The 18107-nt window shown below is 40.2% G+C and carries 12 protein-coding genes and 3 pseudogenes; 8 read left to right on the top strand and 7 right to left on the bottom strand.

The features are described 5' to 3' along the window. Positions 1-173: 173 nt before the first annotated feature. Positions 174-734: an antibiotic biosynthesis monooxygenase gene (locus tag ACWATR_RS00755; protein WP_460340101.1), complete on the top strand. Its 561-nt coding sequence runs from the start codon at positions 174-176 to the stop codon at positions 732-734. Positions 735-764: 30 nt separating this feature from the next. On the opposite strand, the pseudogene ACWATR_RS00750 reads toward ACWATR_RS00755, so the two are convergent. Further along, a pseudogene (locus ACWATR_RS00750) lies at positions 765-1013 on the bottom strand (element excision factor XisH family protein); the annotation flags it as partial. Positions 1014-1059: 46 nt separating this feature from the next. Then, on the bottom strand, positions 1060-1665 hold the full coding sequence (locus ACWATR_RS00745) for a Uma2 family endonuclease (RefSeq protein WP_460328555.1): 606 nt from the start codon (positions 1663-1665) through the stop codon (positions 1060-1062). A 147-nt stretch (positions 1666-1812) separates the two neighbouring features. Between ACWATR_RS00745 and ACWATR_RS00740 the strand changes: the two genes are divergently transcribed. After that, entirely contained in the window at positions 1813-2523 is a 711-nt protein-coding gene (locus tag ACWATR_RS00740) for an SDR family oxidoreductase (protein ID WP_460328553.1), read from the top strand. Between the two features lie 144 nt (positions 2524-2667). On the opposite strand, the gene ACWATR_RS00735 is transcribed toward ACWATR_RS00740, so the two are convergent. Then, positions 2668-4281 carry an NAD(P)H-quinone oxidoreductase subunit 4 gene (locus ACWATR_RS00735; protein WP_460328551.1) on the bottom strand — a complete coding sequence of 538 codons (1614 nt, stop codon included), beginning with the start codon at positions 4279-4281 and terminating at the stop codon, positions 2668-2670. Between the two features lie 966 nt (positions 4282-5247). Here ACWATR_RS00735 and ACWATR_RS00730 point away from each other — a divergent pair. The 3 genes from ACWATR_RS00730 (at position 5248) to ACWATR_RS00720 (ending at position 11166) form a co-directional block, all read left to right on the top strand. After that, complete coding sequence (locus ACWATR_RS00730) at positions 5248-7992, top strand: toll/interleukin-1 receptor domain-containing protein (protein WP_460328549.1); 2745 nt, start codon at positions 5248-5250, stop codon at positions 7990-7992. A gap of 133 nt (positions 7993-8125) precedes the next feature. After that, positions 8126-10963 (top strand): peptidoglycan-binding protein, encoded by a 2838-nt coding sequence (locus ACWATR_RS00725; protein WP_460328547.1) that lies wholly within the window; start codon positions 8126-8128, stop codon positions 10961-10963. Between the two features lie 5 nt (positions 10964-10968). Further along, complete coding sequence (locus ACWATR_RS00720) at positions 10969-11166, top strand: hypothetical protein (RefSeq protein WP_460328545.1); 198 nt, start codon at positions 10969-10971, stop codon at positions 11164-11166. A gap of 46 nt (positions 11167-11212) precedes the next feature. On the opposite strand, the gene ACWATR_RS00715 is transcribed toward ACWATR_RS00720, so the two are convergent. The 4 genes and pseudogenes from ACWATR_RS00715 to ACWATR_RS00700 all read right to left on the bottom strand — a co-directional run bounded on the left by ACWATR_RS00715 (position 11213) and on the right by ACWATR_RS00700 (position 12962). Continuing rightward, positions 11213-11392, bottom strand: coding sequence for a hypothetical protein (locus ACWATR_RS00715; RefSeq protein ID WP_094351499.1), 180 nt, complete (start codon positions 11390-11392; stop codon positions 11213-11215). A gap of 147 nt (positions 11393-11539) precedes the next feature. Beyond that, a complete protein-coding gene (locus ACWATR_RS00710) occupies positions 11540-11860 on the bottom strand; it encodes a 2Fe-2S iron-sulfur cluster-binding protein (protein ID WP_460328542.1) in 321 nt (106 codons plus the stop codon). Between the two features lie 472 nt (positions 11861-12332). Next, positions 12333-12626: a helix-turn-helix domain-containing transcriptional regulator gene (locus tag ACWATR_RS00705; protein WP_460340098.1), complete on the bottom strand. Its 294-nt coding sequence runs from the start codon at positions 12624-12626 to the stop codon at positions 12333-12335. Further along, a pseudogene (locus ACWATR_RS00700) lies at positions 12626-12962 on the bottom strand (type II toxin-antitoxin system RelE/ParE family toxin). Before ACWATR_RS00700 ends, ACWATR_RS00705 begins: the two are co-directional and overlap by 1 nt. A 740-nt stretch (positions 12963-13702) precedes the next feature. Here ACWATR_RS00700 and ACWATR_RS00695 point away from each other — a divergent pair. The 3 genes and pseudogenes from ACWATR_RS00695 (at position 13703) to acnB (ending at position 18103) form a co-directional block, all read left to right on the top strand. Continuing rightward, positions 13703-14104, top strand: coding sequence for a hypothetical protein (locus tag ACWATR_RS00695; protein WP_460328540.1), 402 nt, complete (start codon positions 13703-13705; stop codon positions 14102-14104). A 152-nt stretch (positions 14105-14256) separates the two neighbouring features. Then, a pseudogene (locus tag ACWATR_RS00690) lies at positions 14257-15153 on the top strand (DUF4351 domain-containing protein). A 286-nt stretch (positions 15154-15439) separates the two neighbouring features. Beyond that, positions 15440-18103, top strand: coding sequence for a bifunctional aconitate hydratase 2/2-methylisocitrate dehydratase (gene acnB / locus ACWATR_RS00685; protein ID WP_460328538.1), 2664 nt, complete (start codon positions 15440-15442; stop codon positions 18101-18103). Positions 18104-18107 lie beyond the last annotated feature (4 nt).

Raw genomic sequence — 18107 nt, 5'->3', positions numbered from 1 at the left:
TAAAATCCCAAATTTAAAAATGTTTCACAGCAAGAAAATTGATCCTCGCTCTGCAATAAGCAAGCTACGTGAAAAAATCCAAAATCTAAAATTCAAAATTGATGAACTCAAACATGCTATGGTTACTAAAAATTACATCATTTACTAACATTGATAGTGCATAACTAATGGAGATGGAACAGGACGCTCAATTTGTAACCGTGGTAATTACACAACTTGTCAAACCAGGATGCGAAACTGCTTACGAAGCTTGGTTGAAAGAGATTACCAGAGTTTCCAGAACATATATGGGTCATCTGGGAACAAATGTGATTCGTCCCCAACTTGGGGTGCGAAATGAATATGTGATCATTTTCCGGTTTGACGGTTATGAAAATTTAAAGGTGTGGATGACATCACGCGATCGCGAATATTGGCTCAATCAAGGTAAACATTTGGTTGAATCTGATCCTCATGTTCAACAACTTAGCGGATTAGAAGCTTGGTTTTCTCTTCCTGGTCAACCACTGAAAACTCCACCACGCTATAAAACAGCATTGCTAACTTGGGGGGCTGTATTTGTGTTGATTAATTTGTTGACTACATTTGTAACGCCCCTACTTCGCGCTTTACCTCCCTTAATTATTTCGTTGATAATTACAATTACTATGGTTTTGCTGTTGACATATATTGTCATGCCTAGAGTTAGCCGTTTATTTAGCTTTTGGCTATATCCTAAATCACGAAAAATTTAGCAATTGAAAGGTTGTTCTTGTTCAAGTGCGTAGTTGATATTTGAGAAACTGTCCTAAAGCAGTACTAAACTCAGTTGTAGTAGATGGAGCAACAAAGCTTTTGACTTCAACCGCAATTTTTTCTTGATTTCGTTCAGCTGCTAAAACTTTTTCTGCACCAAGGCCGATGTACATATCCAAACCACCAAAACGCAGGAAAAGTGGGTCATTAGTGATGAGCCAACCCTCTTTCTCCAAAGCGCGTTTTACTGCATCATGGAATATGTCTTTCGCCGCCATAGATTCCTAGAATTTTGATTTCGGTACTATAAAACTAGCTTACTCCCTACCAAACCTGACTTAAATCCAAAACAAACCCAGGTAGCAACGGTTCACCAGAAAGTATCTTAGGATTATCTAATACCTCAACCGCAATATTAGGACAATAAATAAAAACTCGGCGCTGTTTTCTATCAATTAACCAACCAAGTTGAGTGCCATTATCAATATACTCTTGCATCTTGTCTTGCAAAATTCGTAAGTTATCGCTCTCAGAACGCAATTCAATTACAAACTCAGGACAAATCGGTGCAAATTTTTTTCGCAGTTCTGGTGGTATGGCTTCCCAGCGATCGCGTTTTATCCACGCTGCATCTGGAGAACGCACCGCACCATTAGGCAAAGTAAACCCACCACTGGAACCAAACCCTACACCTGTACCATCTTGCTTTGTCCAAATACCCAACTGAACAATAATGTCAAAGTTATGTTGATCAGTTTCGGAACCAGTAGGGGGCATAATTACTAATTCTCCAGCAGCATTGCGTTCGATGCGAAAGTCGTGGTTTAGCTGACAAAATTCATAAAACTGATCTTCGGTTAGTGCGATCGCAGGTTGCAATTGCAAAACCACTGGTATAATTTCTGTGGCTACAGGTAAGTTGGTGGTCATAATTGCTTTGTGGCTACTTCACCTGCTTTAACTATAATCTTTTCACAATTTACGGTGAAATGAGGGTTAACTCATGAAGATTGGAATTATTGGCAGTGGAGACATGGGACGCTCTCTACGAAAAGTTTAGGAATTTAAATTACTTATATGGCACAAAAAGTAGCGATTATTACGGCTGCTAGTCGAGGAATTGGTGCAGGTTGTGCGCGAGAGTTAGCAGCGCAGGGTTATAGGGTTTCACTGATGGCGCGATCGCCTGAGATTCTGGATTTAGCAGATGAATTGGGCGGTATTGGCACTCAAGGATCAATTACCAATTTTCAAGACTTACAGCGATTAGTAGAGACAACTTTAGCTCAATTTGGTCGTATTGATGCAGTCGTAAATAGTTTTGGAGATCCACCTCGACCAGATTTGCTATCTATTTCTGATGAAATGTGGATAGAAAACTTTGAAATGCTGTTTTTGAGTGTTGTCCGCATCGCCAAACTAGTTACAGAAGCAATGCAATATTCAGGAGGCGGTGTCATCGTGAATATTTCCGCGTGTGACTCCCATGAACCAGAATTAGGGACACCCTTTAGCGGTACACTCCGCGCCGCAATGGAAGGGTTTACAAAACTTTATGCCAAGCGTTACAAAGCAGATAGAATTCGCATGGTTTCCGTAGCGCCTTTTTTTGTAGCAGATTCAATGGCAGAGTTAGAGGGATGGAATGTGCCTTCGGATTTGATGCTTGGTCGTCCTACTACCTATGCAGAGTTTGCTAAAATAATTGCTTTTCTGATTTCTGATGATGCCAAGTTTATTACAGGCACAACTTTGAAGGTGGATGAAGCCTATTCTGCTGCTATTTAGTTTTATTTCTAGGTCGGGAAATACAAGCAATCGCACCTGATCGCCCCTCCAAAATGCCAAAATTTTAGGGGTAGTTATCTAACCACCCCTTTATTGCCCTAATAATTTAGAATTTACTTGCAGACCCCTTAATGGGAAGTTAATTTACTCAGAAATGTTAATTGAACTCTCAACTTGAGAAGTAGCCAATGTTGGCGCAGAGAAAATCCGCGAGTACAGACTTGATGGTTGTTGATGAGCAACGACTGGTAGAACTTCACGAGCATGGGCAGCTAATTCTACTGCCTTCACATCATAAGTCTGCGTTGCCAATTTGGGATAGAACCCGATACCGATGATTGGCAGCAATAAACAAGCGGTAATAAATATTTCGCGGGGTTTGACATCAGATATTACAGCATCCAAGTGCAACTCTTGACTTTGTTCACCGTAGAATACTTGACGCAGCATCGACAGTAAATAAATTGGTGTCAAAATCACGCCAACTGCTGACAGTAGCACGACTACAACTTTGAAGCTGGAACTGTAAACATCGCTGGTGGCAATACCCAGAAATACCATCAACTCACCCACAAAACCACTCATTCCGGGTAAGGCGAGAGAAGCCATTGAACCAATGGTAAACAGAGCAAAGGTTTTAGGCATTACCTTAGCCATACCGCCCATTTTATCCATCATCAAGGTGTGGGTGCGATCGTAAGTCACGCCAGACAGGAAGAACAAGCTAGCAGCAATCAAGCCGTGGGAAACCATCTGTAACACTGCACCGCTGATACCTATTTCTGTATAGGACGCAATCCCAATCAGCACAAACCCCATGTGGGCAATTGAAGAGTAAGCCAAGCGCCGTTTGAGATTGGTTTGAGCAAAGGCACAGCAAGCACCATAGACAATGTTAACCACACCCAAAATTGCCAGCACTGGGGCAAAAGTCACATGGGCATTTGGTAACATTTCCACATTGAAGCGGATGAGAGCATAACCACCCATTTTTAACAACACACCAGCCAAAATCATTGAACCGGGTGCTGATGCTTCACCGTGGGCATCAGGTAGCCAAGTGTGTAAAGGAAAAATCGGTAACTTCACACCGAAGGCAATCAAGAAACCCGCATAAATCAACAATTCCAAGGTTTTGGGGTATTCTTTCATTCCCAGAGTCGCCATGTCGAAGGTAACGGTATCTCCAGAGAATGCCATTGCAAAACCGGCAATCAAGATAAATATTGATGCAGCGGCGGTGTAAAGAATGAATTTAGTAGCGGCATAACGGCGATTTTGTCCTCCCCAGATGGAAATCAGCAGGTAAACCGGCACTAACTCGATTTCCCACATCAGGAAGAACAACAGCAAATCTTGGGCGACAAATACGCCAAGCTGGGCGCTGTACATCGCTAACATCAAACCATAAAATAATCGCGGCTTGGTGGTAACTTTCCAAGCCGCGAATATTGCGAGGGTATTTATTAAGCCTGTCAGAAGCAGTAAGGGCATCGATAAACCATCAACCCCCACAGCCCAATGCAAACCTAACTGCGGTATCCAAGGATAGTTTTCTACAAGTTGGAGTGTTGAACTCTGAAAGTCGTAGTTATACCAAAAGGCACAAATCATCAGTGCAAAGTCGGCGATCGCAACTCCCAGACCATACCACCGGACAGTTCTACCTTCTTTGTCTGGGATTAAGGGGATGGCTAAGGCAGCCACCAAGGGTAAGAGGATTATGGCTGTTAGCCAGGGAAATTCAATAGCATTCATCACTTCTGACAATCAATTTGCCTTCTCGCTTTTAATTACATTATATTAAGGAATCAATACTTTTGTAAACATTCTTGAACTCCAAAAGATTAAATTTTTGCTTTTGACAAGAATATATACTCATCGAATGTTGGTTTTTCAGGATAAATAAGAATAAATACTTATCGATTTTTGCCGATTACATTCTAAATGTAAACTTTTGCAACGTCAACGTTAGCTGTCGTTACAATATCGTTGCATTTTCTGTTTAAGCCTACTTGTCAGGGCTGGGTGGCAGCCCAGGAAGGAGGAAAGCCTTATCAAGCTAGGTTTTTAGGACTTGTTTGTACACTGTAATATTCAGTCTATTCTTGCCACTGCTTGACCCCGGATTTCTCACCACACCTCTCAAAGCCTGCGCTTGTGCAGGGGAGAAGTGAGAAGTGAGAAGTGAGAAGTAATAAGTAATGAGTAATAAGTAAGAAGTAATAAGTAAGAAGTTTTTACTCATAACTCATAACTCATAACTCATAACTCATTACTCATTACTCATTACTTCCCCTCTGCTCCATCAAACGCCTGAAGCTTGTGAGAAATACGGGTTGACCTCTGGAGCGCTTCGGTGTGGCGACCAGTCACTTTGGCTATTTGCACTTGTAGAGACGTAGCAATGCTACGTCTCTTTTTGGTAACATGTATTGACAAAAATAAATTAATGTGTAATAACGCAGATAATTGTTGTTCAAATAAATGAAAAAGGAAAGAAACTTGCCCTGATTTGAACATTCACTTTAAGCTTTGTGTAAAAGTAGCTAATTTTGATCTGTTACTGAAAATTCTTCTAAAAGATCATATAGTAAGAACATCTAAACGATAGATGAAATTTGCATTTAACTAATTATTTTTCCGAAGTATATAGAATTTTTACGTAAATAGTAAAAAAACAGTATTTTACTTAAATTTTATTAAGTATTGATAGAAAATTATATGGCTGAGGCGTTTATTTCCTACTCTCGCAAAGATAAAGAGTTCGTCAAAAGGCTTTATGAAGCACTCAAGCAACAGAAGCTAGATATCTGGGTAGACTGGGAAGGAATTCCACCCACGGCAGATTGGCGGAAAGAAATTTATGAAGGAATTGAAGCCGCTGATAATTTTATCTTTATTATTAGTCCAAATTCAGTCGCTTCTAAAGTCTGCTGTGAAGAGATTGCACACGCCCGAAAGCACAATAAACGTTTAGTGCCAATCGTGTGGCAGTATGCTGAAGGTATTGATCCCGAATTAGCTAAAATTAACTATATTTTCTTCCAAGAAAGTAATGATTTTGAGCAAGCTTTTCAATCATTACTCAAAGCACTTGATACTGACCTAGCTCATGTTAAACAGCATACCCGTTTACTCATGGGAGCCTTGGAATGGGATCAGAAAAAACGCAATAATAGTTATTTGCTACAAGGTAGTGAACTCGAAGAAGCAGAGCAATGGTTCACCCAAGGAGCGGGGAAAGAACCTTTGATTACATCACTCCAACAAGAGTATATTGGCGAAAGTCGTAAAGCCCAGAAGATACGTCACAGAAAAAGACTAATTGGCCTGACTTCTGGGTTGTTGATTTCAACGGGATTGGCTATATTTGCAGCTATTGGCTGGAAGCAGGCTGATAAACTGCGGATAGAAGCACAAAAATCGGAACTCCGAGCCTTAATTTCAGCGTCAGATGCACGTTTTACCTCCAATAGAAATACGATTGATGCCCTGATAGAAGGTTTAAAAGCCGGCAAGCAACTCAAACAATTAACTCAAGCCAAAGCCAACATTTCAATTCAGGAACAGCAAGAGGTGATCAAGTTGCTGGGACAGGCGGTTTACTGGGTAAGAGAACGCGATCGCCTCCAGGGACACAGCAATTATATCCAAAGCGTTAGTTTCAGTTCCGATGGAGAAGCGATCGCTACCGCTAGTGGAGACAACACAGTAAAACTTTGGAACAAACAAGGTCTTTTGCAGAAAACTTTAAAAGGACACCTAGATCAAGTACTTAGTGTAAGTTTCAGTCCTAATAGTCAAATCCTTGCTTCTGCCAGTTTAGACGGAACAGTGAAACTCTGGAAACAGGATGGCAAGGAACCTAAAACCTTGAAAAAGCTGAATACTAAAATTCGATCTGTAAGTTTCAGTCATGATGGCAAGATTCTTGCCTCTGGTAGTGACGACAATATAGTGAGACTTTGGAACATACAGGGTCAGGAACTAAAAATCCTCAAGGGGCATACAGGCACTATCTATAGTTTGAGTTTCAGTCCTAATAGTCAAATCCTTGCTTCTGCCAGTTTAGACGGAACCGTGAAACTGTGGAACAAAGACGGTAAAGAACTTAAGACCCTAGAAGAACATAATAATACAGTGACTAGCGTGAGCTTCAGTTCTGATCATACCCTTGCCTCTGCCAGTTTAGATAGAACGGTGAAACTTTGGAATACTGAAGGGAAATTGCTTTCAACTTTTAAGAAATTAGAGGCACAAAGTAGTCGGATCTACAGCGTCAGTTTCAGTCCCGATGGTCAGACCCTTGCCACGGGTAATGATGATAATAGCGTGACACTCTGGCAGAAAAATGGCCAGAAACTTACTACCTTTAGAGGACATAGTAGTAGAGTTAATCAAGTTACTTTCAGCCCCGATGGTCGTACCCTTGCATCTGCTAGTCAAGATAAGTCAGTGAAACTGTGGCAAATTGACCGCCCTTGGCAGACTATTCTTACTGGACATCAGGCTGGTGTCAATCGTGTGAACTTCTCAAGCGACGGGAAAGCGATCGCTACTGCTAGTGATGACGGGACGGTGAAACTCTGGAATCAGCAGGGTAAGGAGATCAAATCGCTTCAGGTAAATAACTACACAATCTGGGATGTGAATTTTAGTCCAGATGGTCAGATAATTGCCGCTGTCAGTTCTGACGAAGGGGTGGTGAGACTGTGGAATTGGCAAGGTCAGCTACTCAAGACTTTAAAGCATGGCGATCGCATTCGCATTCATAGCGTGAGTTTCAGCCCAGACAGCAAAATTATTGCCACCGCTAGTCAAGATAAAACAGTGAAACTTTGGAATCGCCAGGGTCAGATGCTAAGACCTTTAGACCATAGCGCCACTGTCTATAGCGTCAGTTTTAGTCCAGACGGCAAGATGATTGCCACTGGTAGTAATGACGGGGCAGTGAAACTCTGGAATCGGCAAGGTCAGTTACTCAAGATTTTAAACCATAACGCTTCTGTCTACAGCGTCAGTTTTAGCCCTGATAGTCAGACCCTTGCCAGTGCTGGCGCAGATGAGAGAGTAAAACTTTGGCAGCTTGATGGTCGTGCGATCGCTAGTCTTAATGGGCATAGTGCTGCAATCTGGCAAGTAACTTTCAGTCCTGACGGCAAGATGATTGCGACTGCTAGTGATGACGGAACGGTGAAACTTTGGCACAAAGACGGGACTTTGATTATTACTCTTACTGGTCACAGTGGTGAGGTCAATGGGATCAGTTTCAGCCCTGACAGTAAGACTCTCGTTTCTGGGAGTAAAGATGGTACAGCAATTTTGTGGAATGTGGAAAATCTCACCCTAGATAATTTGATGGGGCGTGGATGCGATTGGCTGCATGATTATCTGAAGAATAACCCGAATGTGAGTCAAAGCGATCGCAATCTGTGTGGTGGAGTTCAAACTCAGGCTAAATATTGATTTCGACAATTTTCACTATTATTTCAGGTAGTCAAATGCTTCAAGAAAAGCAATAAATTTTAACTACTTTTTTGCATAAAAAAAACCAAAACCATAGATAAACATAACAGCATAAATCTGAGAGGACATCACCATGTATAAAAAATCAACAGGTTGGATACCAGACTACCCCGATTTTAGAGACTATCGTATGGACGAAATCAATCAGAAGTTAATGATCACAGTCCAAGATATACAGATAAATAATGATAATGATTCCCAAAACAGTATAGAAGAATTGTTTGAGTTATTAAAATTAATAAAAAATGGACTAAATCCAACTCTCGAAGAGACACTTGCCTCAAAGTTCAACAATTTTCAGCAAAAGATAAATAAAGGTTTCAAATTAGTCAATGCTAAAGCTCTTAAAGAACAGATATTTTTAGCTCATGGTTGTGCAGGGCAGGAAGTCTATAATCTTCAACAGAAGTTGCTGGAATTTAGCGAATATGAGCATATTTTTGGAACTGAGGGACAAAAAATTAGGAAATTTGTAGATGATTTTTCAAAATCAGATTATCTGGAATATGGTTATTTTGGTGAAATTACAAAGGAGGCAGTAAAACTATTCAAGAGTATTTTTGGTCTCTCAATTGTCTCAGATGAAAGTATTGATAGGGCTAACACTGATGACAAGGTTGATAGTGTTGTAGATCAAGTAACACTCTATACTTTAAACCAAATTTTAGAAATCTTAAAACTTCAAAAAACAGAAGAAACTTCTAAAGCTAAAAGCACGGAAAAAACAATTAAAAAATGTGGAATGTTTGATCCAGAAATTAAAGAAATTCAAATAAAACTGAATAAACTAGGCTATCTCAAAAATTTAGGAGAAAATAACGGGGCAATAAAAGGATTCTTTGACTATCTAACAGAGGATGCAGTTCAAGAATTTCAAAGACAATATCATCCTTCAAAGGTTGATCATGTTGATGGGATAGTTGACGAAAAGACAAAGAGAATCCTAGATGATCTATATAATGCACAAGCAAAACAATCTTTCGGTGATGATAAACTTAAAAAGGTACAGCAGCTTTTATGTGAGTTAGGAGAATTTGATGGACAAGTAACAGGGTATTCTAGTCGACAGACAGATACAGCTATAAAATCATTTCAAGCTAGATATGAAATAGAAAGAGATGATGTTTATTTCACAAAAAGCTTACAAGTATTAAGTGACTTAGTTGCACTCAAAAAACAACAGCAACGGGAAGTTTTACCTGCATCCTCAACAATACCCATAACCCTTTATGAAATAATCTTAAGGGTTTTTGAAATTTCTGAATTGAAACCTGAACATTTTGTTAATGAAAAAATAATTCCAAAAGCTACGGATAGTATTAATTCTGATCTCGCCAAACACCGAGATGCGTTGAAACGAGCAATTGACATGATAGTTAAATTGGTTGCTCAACTAATTTCTCCTTTAGCTAAACATAGAAATCTTGAAAAAGCTGTAAGAGACGTATTAGATAAGCTAGATCAATGGTTCGATAAATCTGAATACGTTAACTATATCCGTCAAGAAAATAATCAACAAGGGAATAATAAATCAGGGATTAATGCTAAAAACAATAAATATTCTCAGCAAAAGTTGTGGGAAAAATCTAGTATTTTTTCTCAAGCAGAACAGGAAAAAAACTTATTTAAAGACTGGGATTTAAATCCAGTGTCTTTATATATAGCTATTTCAGCAATTTTAAATTTCAAACAATCCCTGAGTAATATTGATAAGAAAATTACTGATCAAGTTTGCCTAGATAAAGATAGAAAAAAGAAATTAGCTACATCTTTAAAAAAGATAGATGATATATTTAAATCTATCAAAGATTTAGAAGTAACTATCAAGAATTTAAAAATTAGTCTGAATTATAATCCTCAAGTTCAGGGAGAAAATAATTCAAAAACTCAACCGAATAATCTGAGAACAGTCATCCAAATCTTACCCGAACGTCAAGATTATCCAAAGCATTTGGAGAAAAGTCTAGAGTTTCAAAGTGATTTACAACTTCCGTTAGAAGGACATTTACAAAAATGTGTAAAACAAAAACAAAAACAAGAAAATAGCAAGAATGTAACTGTATATTTATTAATGCCAGAATTTGTAGATTTAACCTTCTGGTGTTCCCCAATTGAAGACCAAGGCTCATTGGATTCATGTACGGCACATGCCGGTGTTGCTTTAATGGAGTACTTTGAGAAAAGAAGTTTTGATAGATATGTCGATGCTTCTCGGCTCTTTCTTTACAAAGCAACACTCAATCTCATGCATCGTCACGACGATGCAGGAGCATCTCTTCGGGAAACCATGCGGGCAATGGCATTATTTGGCGTGCCTCCAGAAGAGTATTGGCCCTATCAAGAAGACAGGTTTAAAGATGAACCAACCCCTTTTTGCTACTCTTTTGGTCAAAGTTATCAAGCGCTGAAATACTTCCGTCTAAATCCCTTAGGTACTACAGGAAATATACTGTTATTCCGAATTAAAACAGCTTTAGCCGCTGGTTTTCCCTGCGCCTTTGGGTTTACTATGTATTATTCCATCGAGGATTTAAACCCAAGTGGGTATATTCCATACCCAGTTAAAAACGATAAGGTAAAAGGAGGTCATGCTGTTGTTGCAGTTGGCTACGACGACCATAAAGTAATAGAGAACGCTGATGGTAGTAGATGCTCACAAGGAGCATTGCTAATCAGAAACTGTTGGGGAACCCATTGGGGTGAAGGGGGCTATGGTTGGCTTCCTTATGACTATGTATTGGAAGGATTGACAAATGATTGGTGGTCGCTGCTCAAGTCTAAGTGGTTTGAGACAGGACACTTCGGGTTAGAAGCAAACGATTGGGTGTCTAATTTGGGGGGAGGGTCTACAGATGGTACACCAATAGATAACTCTAATCCCTCTAATCCCTCTAATCCGCCTGGAAAATAGCTCAATTGCCTTGGCGCACTATTTTCGGTCTGTTTCTGACACCCGGTTTTGCTTATGTTTTCATTTTTATCCGATCGCACTCTCCTTCTGACAATAATTTTTACAACACTATCCGAACTGACCTATTTACGCGGCGGACTTCCGGTCTAATTTCTGATATTGTGTTTGTCTTCAAAATACCAGGCGGACGAAAGTTTGTGTAGCCGCGATTTCTAATCGCCTGGTATATTTGCAAAGGTGAGATGCTTTCTAACTCTTGACTGTAGTCACCACAGCTTCAACTGTAGCTTTTTGTTCGTCAGCATCTACAGAAGTGACTGCCCAACGTAGTGGTTCGCCTTGTTTCTTTAACTCTGTTTCAATTACTTCTAGTAACTCTGCGGGAGTTTCTTGTAAATCAATTTCTGCGGTAATAAAATGAGTCGTCATTTTGGTAAATCCTGTTGATTTGTAGTTTATAGAATAGCTGACTTCATCTGCGATGAAATACTTATGTAATTTATCAGATTTGGTAATCTCAATGAACAGTTATTCAGTGATGAATAATCATCCGATATACTGATAACTGTTCGCTGATTATTTGCCTTTGCCAAATTGTAACTGATAAAGTACATCTTCCTTTTCCGTCTGAATTTTCAAATCAGAAAGGGGTTTGGCAATACAAAGCAATACGTAACCTTGCTTTTGCAAATCTGGACTAACGCCCATACCATCAGTTTGATCTACAGTTCCCTCGCTTATTTGACCGGCGCAAGTTGTGCAAACACCAGCATTACAAGAACTCGGCAGTTCCAAACCAGCAGCTTCGGCAACTGATAAGATCGTTTCATCTTCGGGAACCTGCAAGGTATGAGTTTTGCCTTGGTGATCAATTTCTACGGTGTAAGTTTTGGGCATATACAAAAGAAGCGTGATGCAACGGACAAATGTATTAGTTTATCTGAATTAGTTAAAAATATCCAGATTTTACTATAAAAATTTAGGTTAAATAGTGAGAATTATAGCAACTAATTCTGAATAAATTATAGATGAGTAACATTATTTACTATACAATACACAAATAAATTAGTTAAATTTGCTTATTATGAATATGCGCGTAGGCGTAGCCCAACCTAGGCATCGCATTTCCTTAGAGACTGTATCTGTTAAGTCTGCCTTTTGGCATTGGTTTGATGTCTTGGAAAGTTGACACCACACAAAAGAAGGCGGCTTGGTCGCTTTATGTAGAATTGGTGACACGGATTGCCCCTTTGGGTCTACGTTCCTCAACCTCAACCTACGCAGTTTAAGTTTTTTGGCCATAACTGAACCGTATTAAATTGTGAATTGCGTTAGCGGAGCGGGGCGTTAGCCCATTGCGAATTGCGAATTATAACTTTACTATTACTGCCAAATGTAATCCTAAAGCATCTAACAAAGAATTTAGACTATAAAACTCAATCTCTCCTTTTTCGCATAGCATCTGGTCAAGTTTATTGTAGAGTTCCTTAACTTGTGCAGAAAGCTGGTCAATTCCACCATGCGCTTCTATGACATTTTTTAGCGCCTTGCTCAACATTTTTGGCTCGCCTTCTTCTAAAACAACTTCGATATAAGCTGCTGCTTCTAGTGGATTTTTTAAGTCTTGAATCAGTTTTTTATGATAGCTTGTACTTTTAGGCATCATCTATCTCTACTCCTGTAGTCTTCCCAATATTCCTTGGCTTTAGCAATATCTTTATCTTGAGTACTTTTATCGCCACCACACAAAAGAATAATAACTGTTTACCCTTCCTGTCCAAAGTATATGCGGTAGCCAGAACCATAGTCTATTCTAAGTTCAAAAACACCATCACCAACTGATTTACACTTCCCCTAAATTACCTTCCTCTACTCGGTCAAGCCTTGCTCGGATTTTAGCCTTTGCTTTTCTATCCCGCAGAGAGTCAAACCACTCAGAAAAAATATCTATACCATCAAATCTTAAATAATTCCTGATTTCTTTTGGCTGAACTTCCATGTTGAAATTTTCCCAAATGCCCGATCGCGTTATCATTGATCGATTCAGGGTGCGATCGCTGTAAATCAACAATATAGACTATGTAGCGATGATTGCACTCACCAACCAACTTTAGTCATCAATGTTATAAGGTTGACTCTTAAAGTTACAACATTAAGCCTTAGAGCTAGAACATAAAGCCTTAAGGTAATAACATTAAGACTTCAGGTTATAACATAAAGCTTTAAGCTTACAACATTAAGCCTTAGAGCTAAAATATAAAGGCTTAAGATTACAAAATTAAGGCTTAATGTTAAAGCAATATGGAATACAAACCATTTGTAGGGGCACAGCAATGCTCACTGGTGTCAACTTAACGCGAAACCGCACGTCCGCCAGAGATTGTAAATCTCTGTCTCATAGCTAAAGTCCTCTGAAGAGGACTAAAGATTGCAAAAATTTTCAGTCTACTTCAGTAGACTTGAGCAATTAGTCAGGGATTTACAATCCCTGGCGGGTGAACAACACCCAATAAGTACGCTATTTTTGGCAAAAGTAGACACCAGTGAGCAATGCTGTGCCCTATTGTCTATTGCTTAAACATAATATTATTTTGTTGAAAATCAGCCTTTGATGATTAAATTCCGAGAAATTACTGGCATAAATAAAAACTTTTACTAAAAAAATGCGCTTTTTGCTGAACCAGAATCTAGGTTAATTGAGACAAAATAGCTCTGTAAAGCTTTTAAAAGTGTAAATTTATGCCTCGAAGAAAACGTAGCTCCCGGATTTTAGAAAAAGCTGAGTTTAGAGTTGCTGGGCTGAAAGCTATTGATCCAAAGATCAATTTTGATGATACTTATAACTTGCAAAACCTGACTCAATTAATAGATAGTTTTCACAATATGCTTGATGAGTATAACGCTGCTATAGCTATGATTGACTCTTCTAGAAAAAAGCTAGATGAAATGGAAAAAACCTTAAGTCAGGTTTCAGATAAAATGCTGATGGGGGTTGGTTTCAAGTACGGCAAAAACAGCAACGAATATGAACTTGCAGGTGGCGTTAGAGACAGCGAACGTATCCGTAAAAGCAGATTGACACGCTTGAAATCTAACACAGATAAAACATCAGATGAAAATGCAATAACCGTCACGCCCTAGCGGGAAGTCAAAAGTCACTGTGAAAATTAAATGTGTCCAGCAGATCCCCGACTTCTCAAAGAAGTCGGGGATCTATTTTGTCACGAATGATTCAGGGCTGCTATATAATAAGACTTTGCATTAACCCAGAACTTCTAAAATCTTAAGATTTAATGACCAGGTTTATACATGATCAATTTGCCAAAGACTATCTAGAAGAATTATTAAAAGATTACGGTGAAGTCAAAGCATCAGAAAAAGTATCAGGAGAGATTAAAGAAATAGATGTTTTATTTACTCCTGCTAAACAACAAAACTCTAATATACAAATACTGGGTTTGTTAGGGAGATTTGCCCAATAGCCTGCGATTATAGAACCATACCGTAATCCAGCTTCTACCGATGAAATCTGCGACTGTATTCTCAAATTATTAGAAATCAAGGCTCTCCTGCGACGAGAAGCTAAGGCAAATAAAACCAAACTTCAAGACTCAGAAATTCCCAAATTGTGGGTTCTTACACCAACCATATCTGAAACTAGATTGTCTAGCTTTGGAACTATTCAAAAACAAGGTTGGTTATCAGGAGTCCATTTTCTGCCAGATGCGTTGCGAACAGCAATTGTAGCAATACACCAACTACCGCAAACACCAGAGACATTATGGTTGAGGCTTTTAGGTAGGGGAAGTGTGCAGTCACAAGCGATTATCGAGTTGCAAGCGTTACCATTAGATCATCCATACCAAAAAGCAACTCTCGAATTAGTTTACAACTTGCGCGAAAACTTGAGAGTAAATCAAGAATTAGAAGCAGATGATAGGGAGTTAATTATGCGACTAGAACCACTTTATCAAAGAGACAGAGAACAAGCCAAAGAAGAGGGCAGGCAAGAAGGAAAAGAAGACTTAATACTGCGTCAACTAAATCGCCGTATTGGTGATATTGATGCATCATTAATCGAGCGAGTTCAAGATTTATCGATTGAACAATTAGAGAATTTAGGAGAGGCATTACTAGATTTTTCTAGTGTTGCTGATTTAGAAGCTTGGTTAAACCAACAATCAATCTAATTTATTACTACACTTGGCGATTAGAAGTCGCGGCTATACGAGACTTTACCCACCTACGTGGGTTAAAAATCCTTGATTTCCTCTTAGTCCACGGAGGTAGACTTTGTTTGTGTAGTAGCGAATTCTATTCGCCTCATACTTTCCAAACTTTCAGTATAAAAAAGTTATTAATAACTGATTACCAGTAAGGCTTTCAGTAATAAAAGTAAGCTAAACTCTTATAGCCAAGTATTGACTAAAAATATTTCATAATTAAAGATAGAACATCCCAATGGAGAACATAAAAATGCTAGAACAATATCGTAAACACGTTGCCGAAAGGGCAGCACTCGGTATTCCTCCTTTACCATTGGATGCGAAACAAACCTCAGAATTATGTGAATTACTGAAAAATCCGCCAAAGGGTCAAGAGGAGATATTATTACATTTATTGCGCGATCGCGTTTCTCCTGGTGTTGATCCAGCAGCTTATGTCAAAGCTGGATTTCTCACCGCTATTGCCAAGAAGGAAATCACCAGTCCGTTGATTGCGCCCATCGAAGCGGTGCAATTGCTGGGCACAATGATTGGTGGTTACAACGTGCAATCTTTAATCGATTTGCTGCAATTGCCCACCGTATCCGTCTCCGACTCATCTGAAACACCTCTGGTAATGGGCGGACAAGGAAAGGAACCCATCGCTGCTTATGCCGCCAACGCCTTAAGCAAAATCCTTTTGGTATATGATGCCTTCCACGATATTTTAGAGTTGTCTAAAACCAATCCTTTCGCCAAGCAGGTGATTGACTCCTGGGCGGAAGCTGAATGGTTTACCATTCACCCCACTGTACCAGAAGCGATTACTGTCACTGTTTTTAAAGTTCCTGGCGAAACCAATACCGACGATTTATCCCCCGCCCAAAGCGCCACAACTCGCCCAGATATTCCCTTACACGCCTTAGTGATGTTAGAGTCACGGCAACCGGGAAGCTTGGCAACTATTGCCGAATTGAAGAAAAAAGGGCATCCTGTAGCTTACGTAGGCGATGTAGTTGGTACAGGTTCCTCGCGTAAATCTGCCATCAACTCCGTATTGTGGCACATGGGAAATGATATACCTTTTGTGCCAAACAAACGCGCTGGGGGTTATGTTTTAGGTGGTGCGATCGCGCCAATTTTCTTTAACACAGCAGAAGATGCCGGTGCTTTGCCTATTCAGTGCGATGTCACCAAACTAGAAACCGGCATGGTAATTACCATCCATCCCTACAAAGGCGAAATCACAAACGTTGCAGGCGAAGTCATTTCCACCTTTGCCCTCAAACCTGACACTATCCTCGATGAAGTCCGCGCAGGTGGACGCATCCCCCTACTAATCGGACGTACCCTCACCGACAAAACTCGTCTTGCACTTGGTTTAGAACCCAGCAAAGTTTTCACCCGTCCCCAGCAAGCCTTTGATACAGGCAAAGGCTATAGCTTGGCACAAAAAATGGTAGGTAAAGCTTGCGGATTACCTGGTGTGCGTCCCGGCACATCTTGCGAACCCATCATTACTACTGTTGGTTCTCAAGATACCACAGGCCCCATGACCCGCGACGAATTAAAAGAACTCGCTTGTCTTGGTTTCAGTGCAGACTTAGTAATCCAAAGTTTCTGCCACACAGCAGCTTATCCCAAACCAGTAGACATCCAAACCCATCACGAACTCCCCGATTTTTTTGCATCTCGTGGCGGTGTCGCTCTCCGTCCCGGTGATGGTATCATCCACTCTTGGTTAAACCGGATGCTGCTACCCGACACCGTGGGAACTGGCGGCGACTCTCACACCCGCTTCCCCTTGGGTATTTCCTTCCCTGCCGGTTCTGGATTAGTAGCCTTTGCAGCCGCCTTGGGTGTGATGCCTTTAGATATGCCAGAGTCAGTTTTGGTAAGATTTAAAGGAGAATTGCAACCAGGTATCACCCTCCGGGATGTTGTGAATGCCATACCCTACGTGGCAATTCAAAAAGGTTTGCTGACAGCAGAGAAGCAGAATAAGAAAAACGTCTTCTCCGGGCGAATTCTGGAAATAGAAGGTTTGCCAGATTTAAAAGTTGAACAAGCCTTTGAACTCACTGATGCAAGTGCCGAACGTTCTTGTGCCGGATGCACAATTAAGCTGAGTGTAGAGACAATTTCTGAATATCTGCGTTCTAACATAGCGCTGTTGAAAAATATGATAGCACGGGGCTATCATGATGCCCGTACCATGCTGCGCCGTGTAGCAAAGATGGAAGAATGGTTAGCAAATCCCGTGTTATTAGAAGGCGATGCCGATGCAGAGTATGCCGAAATAATTGAAATTGATTTGAACGAAATCAAAGAACCAATTGTAGCTGCTCCCAATGACCCCGATAATGTTAAGTTATTATCGGAAGTTGCTAATGATCCAGTGCAAGAAGTATTCGTCGGTTCTTGTATGACGAATATTGGTCATTATCGGGCAACAGCGAAAGTTTTGGAAGGTGCAGGTGAAGTAAAAACTCGCCTGTGGATAGCACCACCAACCCGCATGGATGAACACCAATTAAAAGAAGAAGGTGTATACAGCGTTTTTGGGGCTGCGGGTGCGCGTACAGAAATGCCAGGATGCAGTTTGTGCATGGGTAATCAGGCGCGAGTTGCTGATGGCACAACAGTATTTTCTACCTCTACCCGCAACTTCAATAATCGCATGGGTAAAGATGCGCGAGTGTATCTTGGTTCAGCAGAATTAGCCGCAGTTTGTGCGCTGCTGGGACGGCTTCCCACAGTGCAGGAATACTTGGATATTGTGGCGAGTAGAATTCATCCTTTTGCAGATGATTTGTATCGGTATTTGAACTTTGATCAAATTGCCGGTTTTGAGGATGAAGGGCGCGTGATTGCGTTGGAAGATATGCCAAGGCTTGAAGATATTTTGGGTATGCCAGCTAGTAGTTTGCGTTAGTAAA

Source organism: Nostoc sp. UIC 10890, assembly GCF_054786515.1.
Note: the sequence above shows the minus strand (reverse complement) of the source record. Positions and strands in the feature narration are given on the sequence as shown.